Source organism: Stenotrophomonas sp. SrG (assembly GCF_050031795.1).
Lineage (GTDB): Bacteria > Pseudomonadota > Gammaproteobacteria > Xanthomonadales > Xanthomonadaceae > Stenotrophomonas > Stenotrophomonas rhizophila_A.
Genome location: NZ_JBNBBE010000005.1, coordinates 166,592 through 185,989, shown reverse-complemented (window position 1 = coordinate 185,989; position 19,398 = coordinate 166,592). Strand labels below are relative to the sequence as shown.

Below are 19,398 nucleotides of genomic sequence, written 5' to 3'. Positions count from 1 at the left end.
TGCCGGCAGGGGCCGAAGCGCCCGGCTGGTATAATTGCTGTTGCAACCCCTTATCCATCGGCGCCCCGCTTCCCGCGGCGGCCCGAACTGCGGAGCCTATGGCAAGCGCAATGACTGAAGAACAGAACACTCCGGCACCTACCGGCAATTACGACGCCAACAGCATTACCGCCCTGGAAGGCCTGGAGGCGGTCCGCAAGCGGCCCGGCATGTACATCGGCGACGTCCATGACGGCACCGGTCTGCACCACATGGTGTTCGAAGTCGTCGACAACTCCATCGACGAAGCGCTGGCAGGCCACGCCGACCACGTGGCGGTGACGATCCACGCCGACGGCTCGGTCTCCGTGTCCGACAACGGCCGAGGCATTCCCACCGGCAAGCACGGACAGATGAGCCAGAAGCTCGGCCGCGACGTGTCCGCTGCCGAAGTGGTCATGACCGTGCTGCACGCGGGCGGCAAGTTCGACGACAACAGCTACAAGGTTTCCGGCGGTCTGCACGGCGTCGGCGTCAGCGTGGTCAACGCGCTGTCGCAGAAGCTCACCCTGGATATCTTCCAGAGCGGCTTCCACTTCCACCAGGAATACGCCGATGGCGCGGCGGTAAGCCCGCTGGACCAGGTCGAAGCCAGCACCAAGCGCGGTACCACCCTGCGCTTCTGGCCGTCGGTGGTCGCGTTCCACGACAACGTCGAGTTCCACTACGAGATCCTGGCGCGGCGCCTGCGCGAACTCTCGTTCCTGAACTCCGGGGTCAAGATCGTCCTGGTCGATGAGCGTGGCGATGGCCGTCGTGACGACTTCCACTACGAAGGCGGCATCCGCAGCTTCGTGGAGCATCTGGCGCAGTTGAAGACCCCGCTGCACCCGAACGTGATCTCGGTCACCGGCGAATCCAACGGCATCACCGTCGACGTGGCGCTGCAGTGGACCGATTCCTACCAGGAAACGATGTACTGCTTCACCAACAACATCCCGCAGAAGGACGGTGGTACCCACCTTGCCGGCTTCCGCGGCGCGCTGACCCGTGTGCTCAATAACTACATCGAGCAGAACGGCATTGCCAAGCAGGCCAAGATCAACCTGACCGGCGACGACATGCGCGAAGGCATGATCGCCGTGCTCTCGGTGAAGGTGCCCGACCCCAGCTTCTCCAGCCAGACCAAGGAAAAGCTGGTCAGCTCGGATGTGCGTCCGGCCGTGGAAAGCGCGTTCGGCCAGCGCCTGGAAGAGTTCCTGCAGGAAAACCCGAACGAAGCCAAGGCCATCGCCGGCAAGATCGTCGATGCCGCCCGCGCCCGCGAAGCCGCGCGCAAGGCGCGCGACCTGACCCGTCGCAAGGGCGCGTTGGATATCGCCGGCCTGCCCGGGAAGCTGGCCGACTGCCAGGAGAAAGACCCGGCGCTGTCCGAACTGTTCATCGTCGAGGGTGACTCCGCAGGTGGTTCGGCCAAGCAGGGCCGCAACCGCAAGAACCAGGCCGTGCTGCCGTTGCGCGGCAAGATCCTCAACGTGGAACGTGCCCGCTTCGACCGGATGCTGGCCTCCGACCAGGTCGGTACGCTGATCACCGCGCTGGGCACCGGCATCGGCCGCGACGAGTACAACCCGGACAAGCTGCGCTACCACCGCATCATCATCATGACCGACGCCGACGTCGACGGCGCGCACATCCGCACCCTGCTGCTCACCTTCTTCTACCGGCAGATGCCGGAGCTGATCGAGCGTGGCCACGTCTACATCGGCCTGCCGCCGCTGTACAAGATCAAGCAGGGCAAGCAGGAGCTGTACCTGAAGGACGACCCCGCGCTGGACGCCTACCTGGCCAGCAACGCGGTCGAAAACGCCTCGCTGATTCCGGCCGAGAACGAGCCGGCCATCGAAGGCGTCGCCCTGGAAAAGCTGCTGCTGGCCTACGCCTCGGCGCAGGAAGCGATCGGCCGCAATGCCCATCGCTACGACCGCCAGGTGCTTGAAGCCCTGGTCGATTTCACTCCGATGGACCTGGAGCACCTGCGCAAGGCAGGCGCCGACGAAGGCCTGGCCGCACTGGCCAAGCGCCTCAACCAGGGCAGCCTGGGCTCGCCGCGCTTCAGCCTGGAATTGCAGGAACCCACCGAAGAGCGTCCGGCTGCGCTGCTGGTCACCCGTCGCCACATGGGCGAACAGCTGATCCAGGTGCTGCCGCTGTCGGCCTTCGAAACCGGTGAACTGCGTGCCCTGCACCAGTCCTCGCTGCTGCTGCACGGGCTGGTACGTGAAGGTGCCAAGATCGTCCGCGGTGCCAAGTCGTCGGAGATCGGTGGTTTCGCCGATGCCCGCAACTGGCTGCTGGACGAAGCCAAGAAGGGTCGCCAGATCCAGCGCTTCAAGGGCCTGGGCGAAATGAATCCCGAACAGCTGTGGGACACCACCGTGAACCCCGATACGCGCCGGCTCCTGCAGGTGCGCATCGAGGACGCCGTGGCGGCCGACCAGATCTTCAGCACCCTGATGGGTGACGTGGTGGAACCGCGCCGCGATTTCATCGAAGACAACGCGCTGCGGGTCGCCAACCTGGATATCTGACACAATCGGCTCAGGGCCGGCCGGTTGCGACCTGCAACCGGCCTGGCCACCGCCTATTGCTGCCAGGAACCCGATGTCCGCTACCGCCCCGGCGTCCACCACGCCTCCGCTGCCGCCCGCCCTGCCCAAGGCGCCCCAACGGAAACCAGGCTCCCCGATCGCGGGATTCCTGATCGATCTCGGTATCGCCACGCTCTCGCTGCTCGCCTTGAGCATGGCCAGCGGCCTGCTATGGGGCCTCTACCGTGCCGTGATCGTGGTCCGCGACACCGGCGCGCAAGCGGCCGATGCGCTGGCCCAGCAGATGGGCCAACCTGGCGCGCTCGCGCAGATCCTGATGGCCGTGTTCGCCACCGGCGGCGCTGCGATTTTCCTGTACTTCCTCAGGCGCCGTGCCGACGCCACCGAGCGCCGCGCCTCCTTTGAGGCGGCCCGCCGGCCGTCCACCTGGGGCTGGACCGCGTTGGTTGCGCTGGGCGTGATCATCGGCAGCAATGGCATCGCCTGGCTGGCCCGGCAGGCGGGCATTGAACCGGTACCCACCAACCTGGCCCTGATGGAACAGGCGCTGGCCCGCTTCCCGTGGTTCCTGGCCCTGTTCGCGATCGTGCTGGCCCCGGCCTACGAAGAACTGCTGTTCCGCCGCGTGCTGTTCGGCCGCCTGTGGCAGGCCGGTCGCCCATGGCTGGGCATGCTCCTCAGCAGCCTGGCGTTCGCGCTGGTCCACGAAGTGCCCGGCACCAGCGCCAACGGCCCGTGGGAAATCGCCCAACTGTGGCTGGTGTACGGCGGCATGGGCGCCGCGTTCGCGTGGCTGTACCAGCGCACCGGCACCTTGTGGGCCCCGATCGTGGCGCATGCGTTGAACAACGCCATCGCCCTGGCCGCGCTGGTATTCCTGGGCTTGCACTGACCCGACGGTTTGACAAAACCTTACATTCGGCCCGCCACACTGCAGACATGAACACGGGAGTCCCCGCCTTGAAACCCTTGCTGCTCGGACTTGTCATCACCTTGGCGCTCAGCGCCTGCGCCACCACCACCTCGCCCACCGGGCGCAAGCAGATGGTGGGCGGTGTATCGCAGGCCGAGCTGGACCAGCTTGGCGCGCAGGCCTTCGCCGAAACCAAACAGAAGCAGAAGATCAGCAGCGACGGCCGCCAGAACGGCTACGTGCAGTGCGTGGTCAATGCGCTGGTCGCGCAGCTGCCGCCTCAGTACCGTGGCGTACGGTGGGAGACCGCGGTATTCGTCGATGCCGAGCCGAACGCCTTCGCCTTGCCCGGCGGCAAGGTCGGCGTGAACACCGGCATCTTCACCGTGGCCAAGAACCAGGACCAGCTCGCCGCCGTGATCGGGCATGAGATCGGCCATGTCATCTCGCGCCACCACGAAGAGCGCCTCACCCGCCAGATGGGCGCGCAGACCGGCTTGGCCGTGCTTGGTGCGCTGGCCGGCGCGGCATACGGCGACGGCGCGGCCAGCACGGTCAACCAGCTCGGCGGTGCCGGCGCACAGGCCGCCTTCCTGTTGCCCGGGTCGCGCACCCAGGAAAGCGAAGCCGACGTGGTCGGCCAGCGGCTGATGGCCGAGGCAGGGTTCGACCCGGCCCAGGCGGTCAACCTGTGGCAGAACATGATGGCCGCCAGCGGCGGGCGTTCCCCGCAATGGCTGTCCACCCACCCGGACCCGGCCAACCGGATCCGGGAGCTGCAACGCGATGCCCCCGCCCTGACCGGTGTTTTCCAGCAGGCCCAGGCCGCTGGACGGCGCCCGAAGTGCGGGTGATTCGACTAAAGGATGCTGTATTGCAGCATCGGAAACGATTTCTCACGCCATCGGTTTCTGATACGTTTGGCGGCTCAGATTTTTCTGACAGTCCGTTTTGATGCCGCCGCGGCGGTTCGATCGAGGTGAAAGATGATTTTCCGCAACCACAAGCAAGCCGTGCTTTCCGTCCTCATCGCGACCGCCATTGGTGGCGTTGTGGTCACTGACGCCGTCGCCCAGACCCGCTCCACCGATCGCAGCGCCGATCGCCGTGGTGGCAAGAAGGACCAGGCCAAGGCTGAAGCGCTGTACCCGCAGGCCACCCGCGCCGAGCCGGACATCAAGGCATCGCCGAAGCTGGGCAAGCAGCTGCAGAAGATGATCGACAGCTACAACGATCAGAAGTTCCCCGAGACGCTGGCCGCGGCCAATGAAATCCTGGGCAACAGCGCCGCCAATGCGTACGACAAGTCGCTGGCCGCGCAGCTCGCCTCGCAGGCTGCCTACAACACCGACGACAACGCCGCTGCCAAGAAGTACCTGCTGCAGGTGCTGGAATTCAACGGCCTGGACAACAACGGCCACTTCCAGTCGATGCTGATGCTGGGCCAGCTGCAGATCCAGGACGACCAGCTTGCCGAAGGCCTGGCCACCCTGGACAAGTACTTCGCTGAAACCAAGTCGACCAAGCCGGAAGAGCTGATCATCAAGGGCCAGGCCCTGTACCAGCTCGAGCGCTACCAGGAAGCAGTGCCGGTGATCCAGCAGGCCATCGCCGGTGCCACCGAGCCGAAGGACAACTGGAACCAGCTGCTGATGGCCGCCCTGTCCGAGTCCGGCCAGACCGGTGAAGCAGTGAAGCAGGCTGAAGCCCTTGCCGCCAAGAACCCGGCCGACAAGAAGGCCCAGATGAACCTGGCCAGCATGTACCTGCAGGCCGACCAGATGGACAAGGCTGGCGCGGTCATGGACAAGCTCTTCAAGGGCGGCCAGCTGACCGAGGAGCGCGAGTACAAGCAGGCGTACTCGATCTACGCCAACTCGGACAAGAAGGAAGCCGAGGTCATTGCCGTGATCAACGACGGCCTGCAGAAGGGCATCCTGAAGCCGGATTACCAGGTCTATCTGGCCCAGGCCCAGGCGTACTACTACTCGGAACCGCCGCAGGTCGAAAAGGCGATCGAAGCGTGGCAGAAGGCCGCCCCGCTTTCCAAGGACGGTGAAACCTACTTGAACCTGGCACGTGTCTTGCATTCGGAAGGTCGCATTCCGGAGGCCAAGACGGCCGCCCAGCAGGCGCTGGCGAAGGGTGTGAAGAATCAGGCCGATGCCAAGAAAATCATCAACCTGAAGTAAGTAGGAATAACGCCTGAACGCCTGCGTGAGTGATGCGCAGGCGCTCAGGATTGGTATAAGCTTGGAGGTTCCTGCGGTGTCATGCACCGCTGATCATGGGCTATCTGTCCCCAGGTACCCGGCCCCACTAATGAGCTCTTGGCGCATGACGGAACAACTAGTCGTTCACAGGTACGAACAACGCGATGACACCGGCCTCAGCTGGCCGCGCATCGTGGGTATCGCCTTTGTAATCGCATTGCATCTCGCCGCCTTGATGCTGCTCCTCATCCCCGCCGTGGCCCCCAAGGCCGTGACGGAGAAGGAACGCAACATCATGGTGACCCTGGTCGACGCTCCGCCGCCGCCCCCACCGCCGCCGCCGCCGCCGCCGCCGACTGAAACGCCGCCGCCGCCGGTCAAGAACCTGTCGCCGCCCAAGCCCTCGCCGGTGCCGCCGCCGCCGCAGGCGCCGGTGATCGACGTGCCGGAACCGCGTCCGAACGACATCGTCACGCCGCCGAGTCCGCCGAGCCCGCCGCAGCCGCCGAGTTCCATCGAGGCCAGCGTCGATATCTCGTCCAAGGCCATGAATCCCCCGCGTTACCCGCCGGCCGCGTTCCGCGCAGGTATCCAGGGTGAAGTGATCCTGATCATTGATGTCGATGCCAACGGCAACGTCACCAATGTGTCGGTCGAAAAGTCCAGCCGTAACCGCGATCTGGACCGTGCAGCGATGGAAGCCGCCCGTAAATGGCGCTTCAACGCAGCCGAATCGGGCGGGAAGAAAGCTGCAGGTCGCGTCCGCGTCCCGGTCAACTTTGCGCTGAATTGATGGGCCGGGTGGCCTGCCGGCCACCCTCCTGTCACTTGAACCTAGCTACAACATTCATCACCACACACAACAAAGGTAAGCGTCATGCTGCAGGAACTCTTCATCGCCGCTGCTGCCGGGGGCAACCCGTCGAATGCCCTCTCGCAGATGGGCTTCGAGCATCTGATCCACGAAATGACCTCCAAGCCGGGCGACTTCGCCGTCTCCTGGGTCGTGCTTCTGACCCTGGTGATCATGTCGGCCATGTCCTGGTACTGGACCGTCATCAACATCTTCCGTGCTACCCGCCTGAAGAGCGCTGCTGACAAGGTCGTGAGCCTGTTCTGGGATACCCCGAACGCACAGGACGCCATCCGCGCCATGGAAGAACAGCCGGCTTCGGAGCCGTTCTCCAAGATCGCCCTGGACGCAGCCCAGGCTGCTGCCCACCACCAGCGTGCCGAAGGTGGCGCCACCGGTGGCCTGGGTGAAAACCTGAGCCGTTCGGAGTTCGTCGACCGCGCCCTGCGTCAGGCCGTGACCCGCGAAAGCAACAACCTGCAGTCGGGCATGACCCTGCTGGCCACCGTCGGTGCAACCGCTCCGTTCGTCGGTCTGCTCGGCACCGTGTGGGGCATCTACGGCGCGCTGATCAAGATCGGTGCAACCGGTTCGGCCTCCATCGACGCCGTTGCCGGCCCGGTGGGTGAAGCTCTGATCATGACCGCCATCGGTCTGTTCGTGGCAATCCCGGCCGTGTTCGCCTTCAACTTCTTCAGCAAGATCAACAGCGCCACGATCAGCAAGTTCGATACGTTCGCTCACGACCTGCACGACTTCTTCGCCACCGGTTCGCGCGTCCGCTAATTGCGACGCGCTGTACCCAGCGAGAACGTAGTCAACACGATCTAGACGGAGCCCGTTATGGCTTTCAGTAGTGGTAACAGCGGCGGCCCCATGGCCGACATCAACGTTACGCCCCTCGTGGACGTGATGCTGGTGCTGCTGATCATCTTCATCATCACGGCGCCCCTGATGTCCCATAAGGTCAAGGTCGACCTGCCTGAGGCCAACCTGGTGCAGAAGCCGGAAGATGCGGCTGATCGCAAGGGCCCCATCACCCTGGCGGTGAAGGAAGACGGCTCGATTTACTGGAACGACGAAGAGATCGACAAGCAGACTCTCGAGTCCCGCCTGGCGACCGCCGCCCAGCAGACCCCCCAGCCCCCGCTCAATCTGCGTGGTGACCGCACCACCAAGATGCGCGTCATCAACGAGATGACGAAGGTCGCGCAGGAGCAGGGCATGCTCGACGTTGGCTTCGTGGCCACCAAAGAGAAGGGGCAGTAAGCCATGGCATTCAGTTCTGGTGGTGGCAAGGGCCCAATGGCCGACATCAACGTTACGCCCCTCGTGGACGTGATGCTGGTGCTGTTGATCATCTTCATCGTTACCGCGCCGATCATGACGTACCCGATCGCCGTGGACCTGCCGCAGCGCGTGCTCAACCCACCGCCGCAGCTGGTCGAACCGCCGCCGCCGATCGAGCTGCGGATCGACGCCAGCAACCAGGTGTTCTGGAACAACAGCCCGGTTGCAACGGCTGAGCTCCAGCAGCGTATGGAACAGGAAGTGCAGCGTGACCCGACCAATCAGCCCGAGCTGCGCATCGACGCCAGCCCGGACTCCGAGTACGACGTGATGGCCAAGGTTCTGGCCGCCGCGAAGAACGCGCAGATGAAGAAGATCGGGTTCCAGCAGCAGCAGTAAGACGCAACACCAAGTCATGACGCGACTGGAAAGCGCCCCTGGAAACAGGGGCGCTTTTTTTGTTGGCGCGTTCGGCCATTGACATCAATCCGGGGCCGTTCCACCATGGTTACGCGCAAGCAACACATAGCCGAGCCATTGCGCATCCCACCTGGTCACCAGGTCCCGGCCGGCCCGGGTATATCCAAGGGAATCGGACTCACGGAGCCTCGCCCAGCATCGCTGGCCGGGGCTTTCGTTCTTGAGGCGCCTCCAGTACATCCGCGAATCGTCTTGGATCGGGTTCATCGTCCTGCTTTGCGCGTCCCCGCAGGATCTCTCCCAATAAAAGATTGAAGGAATAGCGTCCCTTGCCGGGATGCGGCTTGCGCGGATCAAGCGGATACGCGGATTGCACCAGCAGCAGCACACTGTTCGAGCCGTGCCGCTTCCACCGTTTAAGATTGAAGAAGACGCCATAGCGTTCGCCGCTGTCCAGCCGCACGGCAACATAGTTGTCCGCTGCGGTGCGCTCGCAGGATTGTCGCCCTTCGATCACGTGGCGAATGATCTCCGGAAGCCGCTTCGACAACGTGTATCGAACACCATCAAATGCGCGGCACTCGCGATTGTCGGAAATCATGTCGTCATCAGCGCCACGACGCTGCACAGAGAAGCAATGAAGCCCAAAGCCGACATACAGGACGACTTCCCGGCCGGGGTGCCCCTTAGCGGCAAGCAGGGCGTAGTTGAGACGAAAGGGATGCAGGTGATTCAAGGGGAAGGCCTTGCCCTGCCTGTCCCTGTGGGGCATCCAGCGGATTAGACCGCCTGACCAGTTGACCGCCATCCCTTGCTCCATGACACCCTGTTGTGCGTCAAGAGACTCGGGCTACAGGCGCCCCGACTTCAAGGCCAAAACAGTCACGCATGCGTCGGACACCCGCGTCCGGCTATGATCCGCGGATGCTTGCCACCTACCCCGCGCTTGCCGACTGGCTCCACTGGCTGGATGCCTTTCCGCACCTGCGCCCGCTGCTCATCGCCGCCTACGTGCTTTACCTGCTGTGGTTGATCGGCTGGATCATGCTGCAGAAGCGCGAGCCGGTGGCCACGCTCAGCTGGATCCTTTCGCTGGCCGCCCTGCCCTACCTGGGCCTGTTCGTGTACTACCTGCTCGGGCCGCAGAAGGTGAAACGGCAGCGCCTGCGCCGTGGCCGCGCGCGTTCCGGCATGGAGCACTACAGCAGCGTGTGCCCGCCCGACGCGGACTGCACCGAACTGGCGAAGATCGCCCAGGCCACCACCGGCCTGGCGCCCAGCTCGGCCACCGAAGTGGAGTGGCTGGTGGACGGCGCGCAGACCTATGCCGCGCTGTTGAAGGCCGTGGCCCAGGCGCGCGACCACCTGCACGTGGAGTACTACATCTTCAATCCCGACCACGCCGGTACCGCGCTGCGCGATGCCCTGGTCGAACGCGCCAAGGCAGGCGTGCGCGTGCGCCTGCTGCTGGATGCGGTGGGCTCGTCCGGCATCCGCACGCGGTTCCTCAAGCCGCTGCGTGATGCGGGCGCCGAAGTGGCCTGGTTCCACCCACGCCAGCTGCTCAAACCGTTCAAGCGGCCGTGGATGAACATGCGCACCCACCGCAAGCTGGTGGTGATCGATGGCCGCGTCGCCTTCACCGGTGGCATCAACATCACCGACGAAGAAGACGAAAGCCGCCGGCCCGATGCCTACCGCGACCTGCACATGCGCCTGACCGGCCACGTGGTGCGCAGCCTGCAGCTGGTGTTCGTCGAAGACTGGATCTACGCCACCGGCGAGCCCAAGGAGCGCTTCAACATCGCCCAGCTGTGGCCCACCGACATGCCGGGGCGCCAGGACGGCGCCATCAACGCCCAGGTGCTGGTCTCGGGCCCGGACTCGGGCTGGGAAACCATCCACCGCCTGCAGGTGGCCGCCATCCACGAAGCGCGCGAACGCGTGTGGCTGGTCACGCCCTATTTCGTGCCGGGCGAAGCCGCGCGCATGGCGCTCACCTCGGCCGCACTGGGCGGGCTGGACGTGCGCCTGCTGGTACCGAAGATGAGCGATTCCTGGTTCGTCACCCAGGCCGCGCGCTCTTACTTCGACGAGCTGCTGCAGGCCGGGGTGAAGATCTACGAGTACGGACCGCGCATGCTGCACACCAAGGCGTTCATCGCCGACCACGACGTCTGCATCGCCGGCAGCGCCAATTTCGACCACCGCAGCTTCCGGCTCAACTTCGAACTGTCGATGATGATCAGCAGCCCCGAGTGCGTAGCGGAACTGGAGAAAATCCTCATCGCGGAGTTCGCCGCTTCCACGCCCGTGCGCAACGACCGCCAGCGCTCGCTGTGGCTGCACCGGGTGCCCGAGGCGTTCGCCCGCCTGGCCTCCCCGCTGCTGTAGCCGCCACGTGGAACCGCCCCCCACCCCGGCGCTACACTGCGCAGGTCAACGGGGAGAATGACAATGTATTGGCTGTTCCTGCTGCTGTCGCTGGGCTGTTTCACCTTTGCCATCAAGACACCGTCCACCGGCATGATGATGTTGTGGCTGGCCGGTGCACTGGTGTTCCTGCTGGCCTGGATCCGCGGCCGCTACCTGGCCAGCTTTGGCGGCAGCCAGCGGGATGCGGCCGGGTCGCACGACATCTACAACGCGATCGACCCTGCCGAGCTGCGCCGGCTGCGCGAGCAGGCCCAGGCCCGCCGTGACGCCGACCGCGACCCGAATGACCTTCCCCCGAGCCTATGACCCACCTCAGCGTCAACGTGAACAAGATCGCCGTCCTGCGCAATTCCCGCGGCGGCCAGGACCCTGATGTACTGCAGGCGGCCACCGCCTGCCTGGACGCCGGTGCCCACGGCATTACCGTGCACCCGCGCCCGGATCGCCGGCATATCCACGCCGAGGACGTGCTCGCCCTCTCGGCGCTGACCACCGCGCGCGGCGTCGAATTCAACATCGAAGGCAACCCGTTCGCCCCGCCGCGCCCGGGTTACCCGGGCCTGCTGCCGCTGTGCGCGCAGACCCGCCCGGCCCAGGCCACGCTGGTGCCCGACAGCGACGGCCAGCTCACCTCCGACCACGGCTTCGACTTCAGCCGCGACGCCGACCGGCTGCGCCCGTTGATCGCCGAACTGAAAAGCTACGGCTGCCGAGTCAGCCTGTTCGTGGATGCCGGCAACCCGGACTTGGCCCAGGCCGCCGACATTGGCGCTGACCGCATCGAGCTCTACACCGGCCCCTATGCCGAGGCGCACGCCGCAGGCGACGCCACCGTCATGCTCGCCTTGTTCGCCGACGCCGCCCGCCGCGCCCAGGCCGCCGGCCTCGGGGTCAACGCCGGCCACGATCTCTCCCAGGATAACCTCCGGGATTTCCTGCAAACTGTCCCGAACGTCCTCGAAGTCTCGATCGGCCACGCGCTGATCAGCGAAGCCCTCTACGCCGGCCTGGACGCAACGGTAAAGGGCTACCTCGCCCTCCTTTGATGGATCCCGCGCAAACCGCGGCTCCGGGCCCTGCCCGGATGCTCTTCGCTGGGACCCAAGTGCGCTGAAGAATCCCCTGTGGATAACCCTGGGGAACAAACCCCAACCATTCAGCCCAAACCCAACAGGGGCGCGGATGGTGCTTCCCTACGACCCTGTGGTTAGTAATACTGCTAACCCATGCGCACCCCGCCGCACTCCGCCACGCTCCACCTCACGTCTCAGCCCGTGAGACGTCTCGCCGGTAGCCTCTGAAGATGGGCATCGCAATCAAAGGCCGTGGTTCCACCACGCACCTCGCCGGACGTTTCGAAGTCACGGTCAGCGAAACCATGGACGACGGCTGGGAACCGGAAACCAGCGAAGAATTCGCCACCCCGCGCCTGCGCACCGAAGTGCGCGCCGAACCCGCGCGGAGCATCATCAGCCGCAACAAATCCCCCGATGTAGGTTTCAGCCAATCGGTGAATCCCTACCGCGGCTGCGAGCACGGCTGCTCGTACTGCTTCGCGCGCCCCTCGCACGCCTTCCTCAATCTGTCTCCCGGCCTGGACTTCGAAACCAAGCTGTTTGCCAAGACCAACGCGCCGCAGCTGCTGCGCAAGGAACTCTCGCGGCCCGCCTACACCCCGCAGCCGATCGCCCTGGGCATCAACACCGACGCCTACCAGCCGATAGAACGCAAGCTCAAACTCACCCGCCAGCTGATCGAGGTGATGCTGGAAACCCAGCACCCGTTCTCGCTCATTACCAAGAACGCCCTCGTCGAGCGCGACATCGACCTGCTCGCCCCACTGGCGGAAAAGAACCTGGTCAGCGTGCATTTCTCGGTGACCTCGCTGGACCCGCACCTGTCGGCCCGCCTTGAGCCGCGCGCATCGGCCCCGCACGCGCGCCTGCGCGCCATGCGCCGCCTGCACGACGCCGGCATTCCCGTGGGCGTGATGGTGGCCCCGGTGATTCCCTGGATCAACGACTCCGAGCTGGAAGCGGTGCTCGAAGCATCACGCGACGCCGGCGCCGGCACCGCCGGCTATGTGCTGCTGCGCCTGCCGCTGGAAGTGGCCCCGCTGTTCCGCGACTGGCTCGATACGCATCACCCGGACCGCGCCGCGCACGTGATGAGCACCATCAACCAGCTGCGTGGCGGCAAGGACTACAACAGCGAATTCGGCACCCGCATGCGCGGCGAAGGCGTCTACGCCGACCTGCTCTCCAGCCGTTTCAAGCTTGCCCGCAAGCGCCTGGGCTTCGATGCGCAGAACAGCCATTGGCCGAAGCTGGACTGCACGAAGTTTGTTCGGCCGCTGCCGCCGAGGGAAGAGTCGCCGCAGGGGTCGTTGTTCTGACTGTTGCTCAGAGACTGACGGTGTCGGGCGGGTCGGCGCGCGACGCTCATCGTGCCTAAAGCCGCAAACGGGATGCACATCAAAGATCGGAACGGTACTCTCCATCCTTCCTGTGGTGAGCCTCATTTTTCAGGCGCATGCGCTATAGCGCGTTCAATCATCTTAAGATCTACGACGAAGCCGCTAAGAGAACGGAAGCGGCCAAGACCAGCGCTGGAGGTGAGGGCTGTGGCTGCACAAACTAAACCTATTCTCCATCTTGCTGCAGTTCTTTTGTTGGCAGGTTGCAATAGCACGTCAGTAAATTTGAGAACAGGGGAAATTCCTAATGCGACCAACTGCCGTCCGACCTCTGCAATCGCCGATGAAATAGCTGGATCACAGATGGCATGCCATCAAGGAGTTGCGGGAGATGGAGTTCAAGTGCTTATTTCGAACACAAATAGGCGCGTGTCCGTGCGCAGTGACACGGCTGAAAGAGAGATGACATCGATCTTTATTCGGCCGGCTAGCGCAATAGGCGAGGCAGGCCCTGTCAGGTTCGATGCGTTCTATTCGCAGGGCTTGTTTGACCTGAGGGGAAAAACTGGCTGCGTAGGCGTGTTGGAAGATGGAACAGCGGAGATCAAGAAGTCGGCAAATACAACTACCCTGCACTACAAACTCCAGTTTCGGCTTGTGAGTCCGCTTGGTTGGCCGGAGGACTGCAAAGAACCCCATCGCATAGCTGGAGCTGTTGAGCTGTAGAAGCCGCGGGCAAACACCGGCACCGCTTGGCACCAACGCAGGGCAATTTGATGGTACCTTCCCGGCTCTGGTACAACGGATTCGGGGACTACGACGCCAGTGTCGGCAGGCACATTCAGAGCGACCCAATTGGGCTGAGTGGAGAAGGATCGAGCTGGTAAGGTTCCAAGCGGACTTTCGTCGAGAAATGTAAATGAAGATGAGTGGTCAGGCCAAAAGATGGACACTTCTTGGAGCGCGCACGATCTCCTTGGTCGCTTTCTTCTATGCGCAGTTCAAGGCAGTCAGCACATACAAGCAACTACGCGAGTGCGTGGAACAAGTAGCGCAGCCGGTGGTAATCGAGCTCTGCCAGAATTATCCGGTTTCGATTGAGGGCTACATCTATCTCATCATTGCATCTGTTCTTGTCCTCTTCATTGCTTCTCACCTTCTTGACAAGCAGATCTGAAGTTCGCCTCCTGACCCCAGGTGAATCGTGTAGCCATCTGGATGGTGAGTCCTCTGCCCTGTAACCTCCACCAAGACAGTGAGCCGGCCCGCTTTCCGACAGAGGTGTCAGCTCCGTCGCCCGTCGCGGCCGCCGCGTGAGGATTCGCCGCAGGGGCAGTTGTCCTAAAGCGTCACACGCCGATACCATTCCGCAGGAGCTGCTCATGGAAGGCAAGAGGACAATCGCACCACCGCTCTCCCCGAAAGAAAGAACACGCCTCTGGGTCGGTTTCCTCCTCTCATGGATCGCGTTGCCTGGGTGCTGGACACCGGCACCGACCTGGTCACGTTTTCAACGGAGCGCGTGATGGACATCGAGAGCTACCTCGCACTCATGCACTTTCACCCCAAGTGGAAAGAGTACGGGCTGGTGCCGGCGGACCAGCTGCAACTGCTGATGGAGAGCTACGAACCTGGCATGGAGGATGCTTCCGAACACGACCGCAATGGCGTCTTCCATTGGTGGTTGAAGCAGTCTCCATCGAAGGACGTGCTGGTGAAGCTGGTCGAGCTCTCCTACCTGGACGCTGACCAGCTGATGGCCGACGACGTCAGACGACACATCACCAAGAGTGAGCGCTTTGACGGAGAAGTCGCGCAAGCCATCGCCCACGGCGCCATCAGAGAGCGTTGAGCTGTGTGCTGCGCGCCCGGGAAAGCAGGATGTCCGTACGCGCCCGCAACCGCTCCGGATGATGGGCATAGAGGCCAGGTGCCCATGTGTAGGCAACCACTATCGCAGCCTCTTCGTCCGACAGCGCATCCAATGGCTTGGTGAACAAGCGCTGCGAAAAGGAGTTCAACCCCTGCCCCTTTCCGTTGTAGGCAAGGCTCGCATAGAGTCCCAACACCTCGTCCTGTGACAGGTGCAGGGAGACAAGCCGCTCCCACAGGAAGCTTCGCACGTGCCAGTCAAGCATGCCTATGCGGGGCAGCCAGCGGGAGTGCAACTGACGCGCCACCACTGCGGACGGCAACGCGCCATCATGCTGTGCGCGGATGTAGGCGCGAACCTTTGCAGGCGGCGAACGATCCAGCGGATCTGCATTCTCCAGGACGGTTCGCATGTGATCGCGATGCGGCCAGAACACCAATGCGTCATAGATCAGGAATGCCACGGCGGGCGCCAGCATCAAGGTGCACACGATGGCGATCAGTACTTTTGCGCGGCGCTTCATGTGCCCTCCTATCCCTGAATGACAGATCCATGGCCTGGCTGTACAACCTCGCCACCGCGACCGCCACACAGCATATCGCCCTGGCGCCCGCCCGCGCATGCAGGAAGTGAAGACGCAGGTCTCACCGATTTCACCTGCCTTCGCGCAGCCTCTGGGTGCCAGCTGCACACGCAGCATCCAGACGGAGCGAAGTACCAATGAACACCCGAGTTGACTACCCCGATCGAGGCGCTCTAGGCCCCGACGTCGCCGTTGTAACTGAAACATCCGTCATCGAACCCGCGCCCGAAAGCGCGGTGTCATGGGGCGCGATCCTGGCTGGTGCCGTCGCCGCCGCAGCACTGTCGCTGGTCCTGCTGATCCTCGGCGTGGGGCTGGGCCTGTCCTCGGTATCGCCGTGGGCGTTTGATGGCGTCTCGAAGGAAACCTTTGGCTGGGTCAGCATCGTCTGGCTGACCTTTACCGCACTCGCAGCCTCCGGGTTGGGCGGCTATCTGGCCGGCCGTCTGCGCACCAAGTGGACCCGCCTGCACGGCGATGAAACCTACTTCCGCGACACCGCCCATGGCTTTGTCTCCTGGGCCGTCGCCACCCTCCTCACCGCCGGCCTGTTGACCTCGGCCATTGGTGGCGTGCTCGGCACCGGCGTCAAAGCTGTCGGCGCAACTGCAGGCGCTGCAGCTTCCACCGCCGGTGTTGCGGCCGCAGGCGCAGGTACCGCCGTCGCGGGCTCAGATCAGGGCGACCTGAACTACTGGGTGGACTCGCTGTTCCGCAGTGGCAGCATGCCCGCACCCATGCCCGGCCAGACGCCCGCTGATCCGGCCGCACCGTTCGATCCGTCGGCGATGGTTCCCGCGGTGGGTCCTGCAAACGCTGCACCGCCGCGCCCGCTGCCGCCGCAGGGCCCGCGACCGGGCGGCGACCGCCGTGAAGTGCGTGCCGAGGTGAACCGCATCATCGTCACCAGCCTGCAGTCCGAAGGCCTCAACCCGGCAGACAAGCAGTACCTGGCGCAGGTGATTGCCCGCGAGACCGGCATGAGCCAGGCCGAGGCCGAGGCCCGGGTTACCGAAACCCAGACCCGCATGCGTGCTGCACTGGAAGAAGCCAAGAACACCGCCAAGCAGGTGGCCGACGATGCGCGCAAGGCTACCGCCTACGCGGCACTGTGGCTCTTCATCACCCTGTTGATCGGCGCCTTCTTTGCCAGCCTCAGTGCCACCTGGGGCGGCCGTCGCCGCGACCTGTAACTTCCCAATCGAACAAGGAGACTTCCCATGAAGACCCTGCTGCTCTGGGCACTCGGCGTGCCGATCCCGCTGTTGATCCTCTACGCGATTTTCTTCTGAGCATCGCAACCTTTAGACCATCAGGCCGCCCATCGGGCGGCCTGATGCATTGCACAGTAAACTTGCCCTGGAAGTAAAACCCTGCAGCGCAAATGGAATGCGTCATGACCAATACCCAAGGGAAGCCGCATCAGCGCGGCGCAACCATCAAGATCCTCACGACGCGGACGGCGAACTGGGTGAGAGTTACACCGCAACCCTTAGTGACAACGCAGCGGCGGTGCGCAAAGCTGCAAACCTCGGCACGGCGGGTGGGCGCACGACTGCGATGGGGGAGCTCATGCTGGGCAAGGGCCTAGCGCCGCATCTGACCTGCACGGTTGCGGGCACGTACGATGAAAGCGACTATCAGGAAAACTGATCGATTTGCCGGGCTCAACTACTCGCCATCCCGCCCGGCAAGCTTCATGACCCAGCCAGGCACCGTGGGCTCGCCCGCGTAGAAGGACTTCGGCACCTTTTCGGCCATCGCCCAGCGCTGGATCCAGCTCATGCCGCTGCCGCCGTTGTAGCCGTCGGCGTGCTGGTAGGCAGGATCCTGCAGCGCAGCGTCCAGCGAGATGAAGCGGTAGCCGCGCCGACGGGTGGCGGCTACCAGCTCGCCCAGGGAATCGGCATTGAGCGCATTGGCATGCATCAGCCAGACCTGTGCCGGCAGCCGGCCGAGTAGTTCCTGCGAGCGCTGTTCGTAGTAGTCGAGCTTGTTGAGCATGTACGGCACGTAGCCACGGCGCAGCTGCTGCATCAGCGCATCCCGCTTGGCCGGATCGCTTTCGGTGTCGCGCACGTGGTCGTACGCAAAGGCCCAGATCCATTCGCTGTTGTCGATCGTGACCGGGGCGATCTCATAGCCGTGCTGCCGCAGGAACGCGCCAAGATCAGCGCGCACCTGAGGCGACTGCCCGGCATGCAGGTAGGGATGCCGGAACCAGCGCGGCACCTGCCCGGTTTCGGCCAGCAGTGGGCGCAGGGTGGCTTCACCGCGGAGGATGTCCTGCTCGTAAGCCTGCAGCGGCATCGCATGCAGGTCGACGTGCCCGAAGGTGTGGTTGCCCAGCTCGAACCCGGCATCACGCCAGTCGCGCAGCATCTGCACGCGCGCAGGTTGCACCTGGCCGCCGACCTCAAGCTTGGCTTCATTGACGAAGCCCACCACCGGGACGTTGGCGTGCTTCAGCGCGGCAAGCAACCTGGCGTGTTGGGCGGCGAGCTCCGGCTCGGTACGTTCGCCCAGCCGCTGCCAGGGAAGATCGTCGATGGTCAGCGCGATGCGCCGATCCGGCTCGGCCGCATGGGCCATACCCGAAATGCACGCGAGTGCCAGAACGACACACCAAGCCCATCCACTTCGCACCCGCAGCTCCCATCTTGATAGCCGGTCCAGCATAGCGCCGTCTCCGGTCACCCTCAAACGCTGGGCTCAGCATGCCGCTACCTGTCGTGCCCTCGCCGGGGGTATGGTTGCGAGAACTTCCGGAGGTACCCATGAAGACTCCCGGCAAACCAGCCTCCCAGACGCACCATTTGGAATCGGGGACGCCCTCGGCGTTGTTCGTCGCATTGCGCGATCTGCTGCTGGCCCACAAGCAGGCGCTGGCGGTCGTGCACGATACCGACACCCACTTCTACGCCAACTGCAAAGACGCTGACAGCAAAGGCAAGGCGCAGTTCTTCGGGGCGGTGAAAGTCTCTGCCAGAAAGCACGCCTTCCACTTCATGCCGGTCTACGACTTTCCCGAGCTGCTGCAGAGCTTCAGCCCTGGCCTGAAGAAGCGCATGCAGGGGAAATCATGCTTCAACTTCGACGTCATGGATCCCACGCTGCTGCAGGAGCTCCAGCAGCTGATCGAACAGGGCGTCTCGCGTTACAAGGCAGCTGGCAAACTCTGAAGCAACGGTCAGACCAGCAGGACTTCGCAGGCAACCCTCCCCGTCGCAGCATTTGAGAGGCGGAACGCTGAAGCTCTCGCCCATGCTACCGCCCGACTTCCGATGGATAAAACCCGCCGCTACCGCCTACGACGAAACGGTGATCGCCCATGGCGACACGTGGGTGGTCCACATCTATCAACCCGAGCGAGGCAGGGAATGGGTGGCCATGCTTGATGCGCATCGGGAGCCGGAAGCCCGGCGGCATCGGCGCTGCACCGCCTTTGCCAATGGCAAAACCGGCGCCGAGCTATGGGTGCAGCGGGAGCAGGCGCGGCTTCGGTTGGAGGTACAGCAGCGCCCGGGATGACTCAGCTGCCATCACCACGGATCCGCCGTGCCTTTGCCCGGCGGAACCACAGCCACCCAACAACACCTACCAGGGCGGCGGCGATCAGGTACGGGCCGAAGGTTCCAATAAACCACCCTACGTACCAACCCAGCTTGTAACCGACGCTATAGCCGGCGTCGTGGGAAGCGGTATCGGCCGCCGCAGCCAATGGAACAAGTACCGAGAGCATGGTCAAACGTTTAAATGCCTTTTTCATGAAGCTCCTTTGTTGTCCACGTTGATCAAGCGCAGCTTACA

Annotated in this window: 22 protein-coding genes; 18 read left to right on the top strand and 4 right to left on the bottom strand. The window is 63.9% G+C overall.

Annotated elements, in window-relative coordinates; all coding sequences use genetic code 11:
* The first annotated feature begins 110 nt into the window (after nucleotides 1-110).
* From gyrB to ACQG3P_RS06760, 8 genes are all read left to right on the top strand, one after another.
* Nucleotides 111-2,570, top strand: coding sequence for a DNA topoisomerase (ATP-hydrolyzing) subunit B (gyrB, locus tag ACQG3P_RS06795; RefSeq protein ID WP_093535451.1), 2,460 nt, complete (start codon nucleotides 111-113; stop codon nucleotides 2,568-2,570).
* A 73-nt stretch (nucleotides 2,571-2,643) separates the two neighbouring features.
* Nucleotides 2,644-3,483, top strand: coding sequence for a CPBP family intramembrane glutamic endopeptidase (locus tag ACQG3P_RS06790; protein WP_426804599.1), 840 nt, complete (start codon nucleotides 2,644-2,646; stop codon nucleotides 3,481-3,483).
* Nucleotides 3,484-3,551: 68 nt separating this feature from the next.
* Entirely contained in the window at nucleotides 3,552-4,358 is an 807-nt protein-coding gene (locus ACQG3P_RS06785; RefSeq protein WP_093535447.1) for a M48 family metallopeptidase, read from the top strand.
* A gap of 132 nt (nucleotides 4,359-4,490) precedes the next feature.
* On the top strand, nucleotides 4,491-5,696 hold the full coding sequence (locus tag ACQG3P_RS06780; RefSeq protein ID WP_093535445.1) for a tetratricopeptide repeat protein: 1,206 nt from the start codon (nucleotides 4,491-4,493) through the stop codon (nucleotides 5,694-5,696).
* Between the two features lie 145 nt (nucleotides 5,697-5,841).
* Nucleotides 5,842-6,510 (top strand): energy transducer TonB, encoded by a 669-nt coding sequence (locus ACQG3P_RS06775; protein WP_068848031.1) that lies wholly within the window; start codon nucleotides 5,842-5,844, stop codon nucleotides 6,508-6,510.
* Between the two features lie 84 nt (nucleotides 6,511-6,594).
* Nucleotides 6,595-7,356: a TonB-system energizer ExbB gene (exbB, locus tag ACQG3P_RS06770; RefSeq protein ID WP_068848033.1), complete on the top strand. Its 762-nt coding sequence runs from the start codon at nucleotides 6,595-6,597 to the stop codon at nucleotides 7,354-7,356.
* A 57-nt stretch (nucleotides 7,357-7,413) separates the two neighbouring features.
* Nucleotides 7,414-7,839: an ExbD/TolR family protein gene (locus ACQG3P_RS06765; RefSeq protein ID WP_068848035.1), complete on the top strand. Its 426-nt coding sequence runs from the start codon at nucleotides 7,414-7,416 to the stop codon at nucleotides 7,837-7,839.
* 3 nt (nucleotides 7,840-7,842) lie between these two features.
* Complete coding sequence (locus tag ACQG3P_RS06760; protein ID WP_068848037.1) at nucleotides 7,843-8,259, top strand: ExbD/TolR family protein; 417 nt, start codon at nucleotides 7,843-7,845, stop codon at nucleotides 8,257-8,259.
* Between the two features lie 199 nt (nucleotides 8,260-8,458).
* Here ACQG3P_RS06760 and ACQG3P_RS06755 read toward each other — a convergent pair whose 3' ends face one another.
* Nucleotides 8,459-9,088 (bottom strand): hypothetical protein, encoded by a 630-nt coding sequence (locus tag ACQG3P_RS06755; protein ID WP_426804598.1) that lies wholly within the window; start codon nucleotides 9,086-9,088, stop codon nucleotides 8,459-8,461.
* Between the two features lie 116 nt (nucleotides 9,089-9,204).
* Between ACQG3P_RS06755 and cls the strand changes: the two genes are divergently transcribed.
* From cls to ACQG3P_RS06725, 6 genes are all read left to right on the top strand, one after another.
* The gene (cls, locus tag ACQG3P_RS06750) at nucleotides 9,205-10,674 is read left to right on the top strand and encodes a cardiolipin synthase (RefSeq protein ID WP_095362392.1); all 1,470 of its coding nucleotides are present in this window, start codon (nucleotides 9,205-9,207) and stop codon (nucleotides 10,672-10,674) included.
* Nucleotides 10,675-10,737: 63 nt separating this feature from the next.
* A complete protein-coding gene (locus ACQG3P_RS06745; protein ID WP_184126359.1) occupies nucleotides 10,738-11,022 on the top strand; it encodes a hypothetical protein in 285 nt (94 codons plus the stop codon).
* Nucleotides 11,019-11,762 (top strand): pyridoxine 5'-phosphate synthase, encoded by a 744-nt coding sequence (locus ACQG3P_RS06740; protein ID WP_426804597.1) that lies wholly within the window; start codon nucleotides 11,019-11,021, stop codon nucleotides 11,760-11,762. The genes ACQG3P_RS06745 and ACQG3P_RS06740 overlap by 4 nt, the downstream gene beginning before the upstream one ends.
* Before the next feature lie 257 nt (nucleotides 11,763-12,019).
* Nucleotides 12,020-13,111 (top strand): PA0069 family radical SAM protein, encoded by a 1,092-nt coding sequence (locus tag ACQG3P_RS06735; protein WP_426804596.1) that lies wholly within the window; start codon nucleotides 12,020-12,022, stop codon nucleotides 13,109-13,111.
* 940 nt (nucleotides 13,112-14,051) lie between these two features.
* Nucleotides 14,052-14,309, top strand: a complete 258-nt coding sequence (locus ACQG3P_RS06730) for a hypothetical protein (RefSeq protein WP_426804595.1) — start codon at nucleotides 14,052-14,054, stop codon at nucleotides 14,307-14,309.
* Between the two features lie 282 nt (nucleotides 14,310-14,591).
* The gene (locus ACQG3P_RS06725) at nucleotides 14,592-14,984 is read left to right on the top strand and encodes a hypothetical protein (RefSeq protein WP_426804594.1); all 393 of its coding nucleotides are present in this window, start codon (nucleotides 14,592-14,594) and stop codon (nucleotides 14,982-14,984) included.
* On the opposite strand, the gene ACQG3P_RS06720 is transcribed toward ACQG3P_RS06725, so the two are convergent.
* Nucleotides 14,971-15,528: a transglycosylase domain-containing protein gene (locus ACQG3P_RS06720; protein WP_426804593.1), complete on the bottom strand. Its 558-nt coding sequence runs from the start codon at nucleotides 15,526-15,528 to the stop codon at nucleotides 14,971-14,973. The genes ACQG3P_RS06725 and ACQG3P_RS06720 overlap by 14 nt on opposite strands.
* Nucleotides 15,529-15,725: 197 nt before the next feature.
* On the opposite strand from ACQG3P_RS06720, the gene ACQG3P_RS06715 reads away from it, so the two are divergent.
* Both ACQG3P_RS06715 and ACQG3P_RS06710 read left to right on the top strand, forming a co-directional pair.
* Entirely contained in the window at nucleotides 15,726-16,781 is a 1,056-nt protein-coding gene (locus tag ACQG3P_RS06715) for a hypothetical protein (protein WP_426804592.1), read from the top strand.
* Between the two features lie 196 nt (nucleotides 16,782-16,977).
* Nucleotides 16,978-17,241 (top strand): hypothetical protein, encoded by a 264-nt coding sequence (locus tag ACQG3P_RS06710; RefSeq protein ID WP_426804591.1) that lies wholly within the window; start codon nucleotides 16,978-16,980, stop codon nucleotides 17,239-17,241.
* 18 nt (nucleotides 17,242-17,259) lie between these two features.
* Here ACQG3P_RS06710 and ACQG3P_RS06705 read toward each other — a convergent pair whose 3' ends face one another.
* Nucleotides 17,260-18,180 (bottom strand): polysaccharide deacetylase family protein, encoded by a 921-nt coding sequence (locus tag ACQG3P_RS06705; RefSeq protein ID WP_426804590.1) that lies wholly within the window; start codon nucleotides 18,178-18,180, stop codon nucleotides 17,260-17,262.
* A 185-nt stretch (nucleotides 18,181-18,365) separates the two neighbouring features.
* On the opposite strand from ACQG3P_RS06705, the gene ACQG3P_RS06700 reads away from it, so the two are divergent.
* Both ACQG3P_RS06700 and ACQG3P_RS06695 read left to right on the top strand, forming a co-directional pair.
* The gene (locus ACQG3P_RS06700; protein ID WP_426804589.1) at nucleotides 18,366-18,770 is read left to right on the top strand and encodes a hypothetical protein; all 405 of its coding nucleotides are present in this window, start codon (nucleotides 18,366-18,368) and stop codon (nucleotides 18,768-18,770) included.
* A gap of 82 nt (nucleotides 18,771-18,852) precedes the next feature.
* The gene (locus ACQG3P_RS06695; protein ID WP_426804588.1) at nucleotides 18,853-19,119 is read left to right on the top strand and encodes a hypothetical protein; all 267 of its coding nucleotides are present in this window, start codon (nucleotides 18,853-18,855) and stop codon (nucleotides 19,117-19,119) included.
* Between the two features lies 1 nt (nucleotide 19,120).
* Here the strand turns inward: ACQG3P_RS06695 and ACQG3P_RS06690 are convergent, their stop codons facing one another.
* A complete protein-coding gene (locus tag ACQG3P_RS06690; RefSeq protein ID WP_426804587.1) occupies nucleotides 19,121-19,357 on the bottom strand; it encodes a hypothetical protein in 237 nt (78 codons plus the stop codon).
* Nucleotides 19,358-19,398: the final 41 nt, after the last annotated feature.

Excerpts from the sequence above, each read along its gene's own strand:
- ACQG3P_RS06710 (WP_426804591.1), top strand. The coding sequence starts at position 16,978 with ATGCGTCATGACCAATACCCAAGGGAAGCCGCATCAGCGCGGCGCAAC.
- ACQG3P_RS06775 (WP_068848031.1), top strand. The coding sequence starts at position 5,842 with ATGACGGAACAACTAGTCGTTCACAGGTACGAACAACGCGATGACACC.
- ACQG3P_RS06765 (WP_068848035.1), top strand. The coding sequence starts at position 7,414 with ATGGCTTTCAGTAGTGGTAACAGCGGCGGCCCCATGGCCGACATCAAC.
- ACQG3P_RS06755 (WP_426804598.1), bottom strand. The coding sequence starts at position 9,088 with ATGGCGGTCAACTGGTCAGGCGGTCTAATCCGCTGGATGCCCCACAGG.
- ACQG3P_RS06720 (WP_426804593.1), bottom strand. The coding sequence starts at position 15,528 with ATGAAGCGCCGCGCAAAAGTACTGATCGCCATCGTGTGCACCTTGATG.
- ACQG3P_RS06715 (WP_426804592.1), top strand. The coding sequence starts at position 15,726 with ATGAACACCCGAGTTGACTACCCCGATCGAGGCGCTCTAGGCCCCGAC.
- ACQG3P_RS06740 (WP_426804597.1), top strand. The coding sequence starts at position 11,019 with ATGACCCACCTCAGCGTCAACGTGAACAAGATCGCCGTCCTGCGCAAT.
- gyrB (WP_093535451.1), top strand. The coding sequence starts at position 111 with ATGACTGAAGAACAGAACACTCCGGCACCTACCGGCAATTACGACGCC.
- ACQG3P_RS06730 (WP_426804595.1), top strand. The coding sequence starts at position 14,052 with ATGAAGATGAGTGGTCAGGCCAAAAGATGGACACTTCTTGGAGCGCGC.
- exbB (WP_068848033.1), top strand. The coding sequence starts at position 6,595 with ATGCTGCAGGAACTCTTCATCGCCGCTGCTGCCGGGGGCAACCCGTCG.
- ACQG3P_RS06780 (WP_093535445.1), top strand. The coding sequence starts at position 4,491 with ATGATTTTCCGCAACCACAAGCAAGCCGTGCTTTCCGTCCTCATCGCG.
- ACQG3P_RS06705 (WP_426804590.1), bottom strand. The coding sequence starts at position 18,180 with ATGGCCCATGCGGCCGAGCCGGATCGGCGCATCGCGCTGACCATCGAC.
- ACQG3P_RS06760 (WP_068848037.1), top strand. The coding sequence starts at position 7,843 with ATGGCATTCAGTTCTGGTGGTGGCAAGGGCCCAATGGCCGACATCAAC.
- ACQG3P_RS06695 (WP_426804588.1), top strand. The coding sequence starts at position 18,853 with ATGCTACCGCCCGACTTCCGATGGATAAAACCCGCCGCTACCGCCTAC.
- ACQG3P_RS06690 (WP_426804587.1), bottom strand. The coding sequence starts at position 19,357 with ATGAAAAAGGCATTTAAACGTTTGACCATGCTCTCGGTACTTGTTCCA.
- cls (WP_095362392.1), top strand. The coding sequence starts at position 9,205 with ATGCTTGCCACCTACCCCGCGCTTGCCGACTGGCTCCACTGGCTGGAT.
- ACQG3P_RS06700 (WP_426804589.1), top strand. The coding sequence starts at position 18,366 with ATGAAGACTCCCGGCAAACCAGCCTCCCAGACGCACCATTTGGAATCG.
- ACQG3P_RS06735 (WP_426804596.1), top strand. The coding sequence starts at position 12,020 with ATGGGCATCGCAATCAAAGGCCGTGGTTCCACCACGCACCTCGCCGGA.
- ACQG3P_RS06745 (WP_184126359.1), top strand. The coding sequence starts at position 10,738 with ATGTATTGGCTGTTCCTGCTGCTGTCGCTGGGCTGTTTCACCTTTGCC.
- ACQG3P_RS06725 (WP_426804594.1), top strand. The coding sequence starts at position 14,592 with ATGGATCGCGTTGCCTGGGTGCTGGACACCGGCACCGACCTGGTCACG.
- ACQG3P_RS06790 (WP_426804599.1), top strand. The coding sequence starts at position 2,644 with ATGTCCGCTACCGCCCCGGCGTCCACCACGCCTCCGCTGCCGCCCGCC.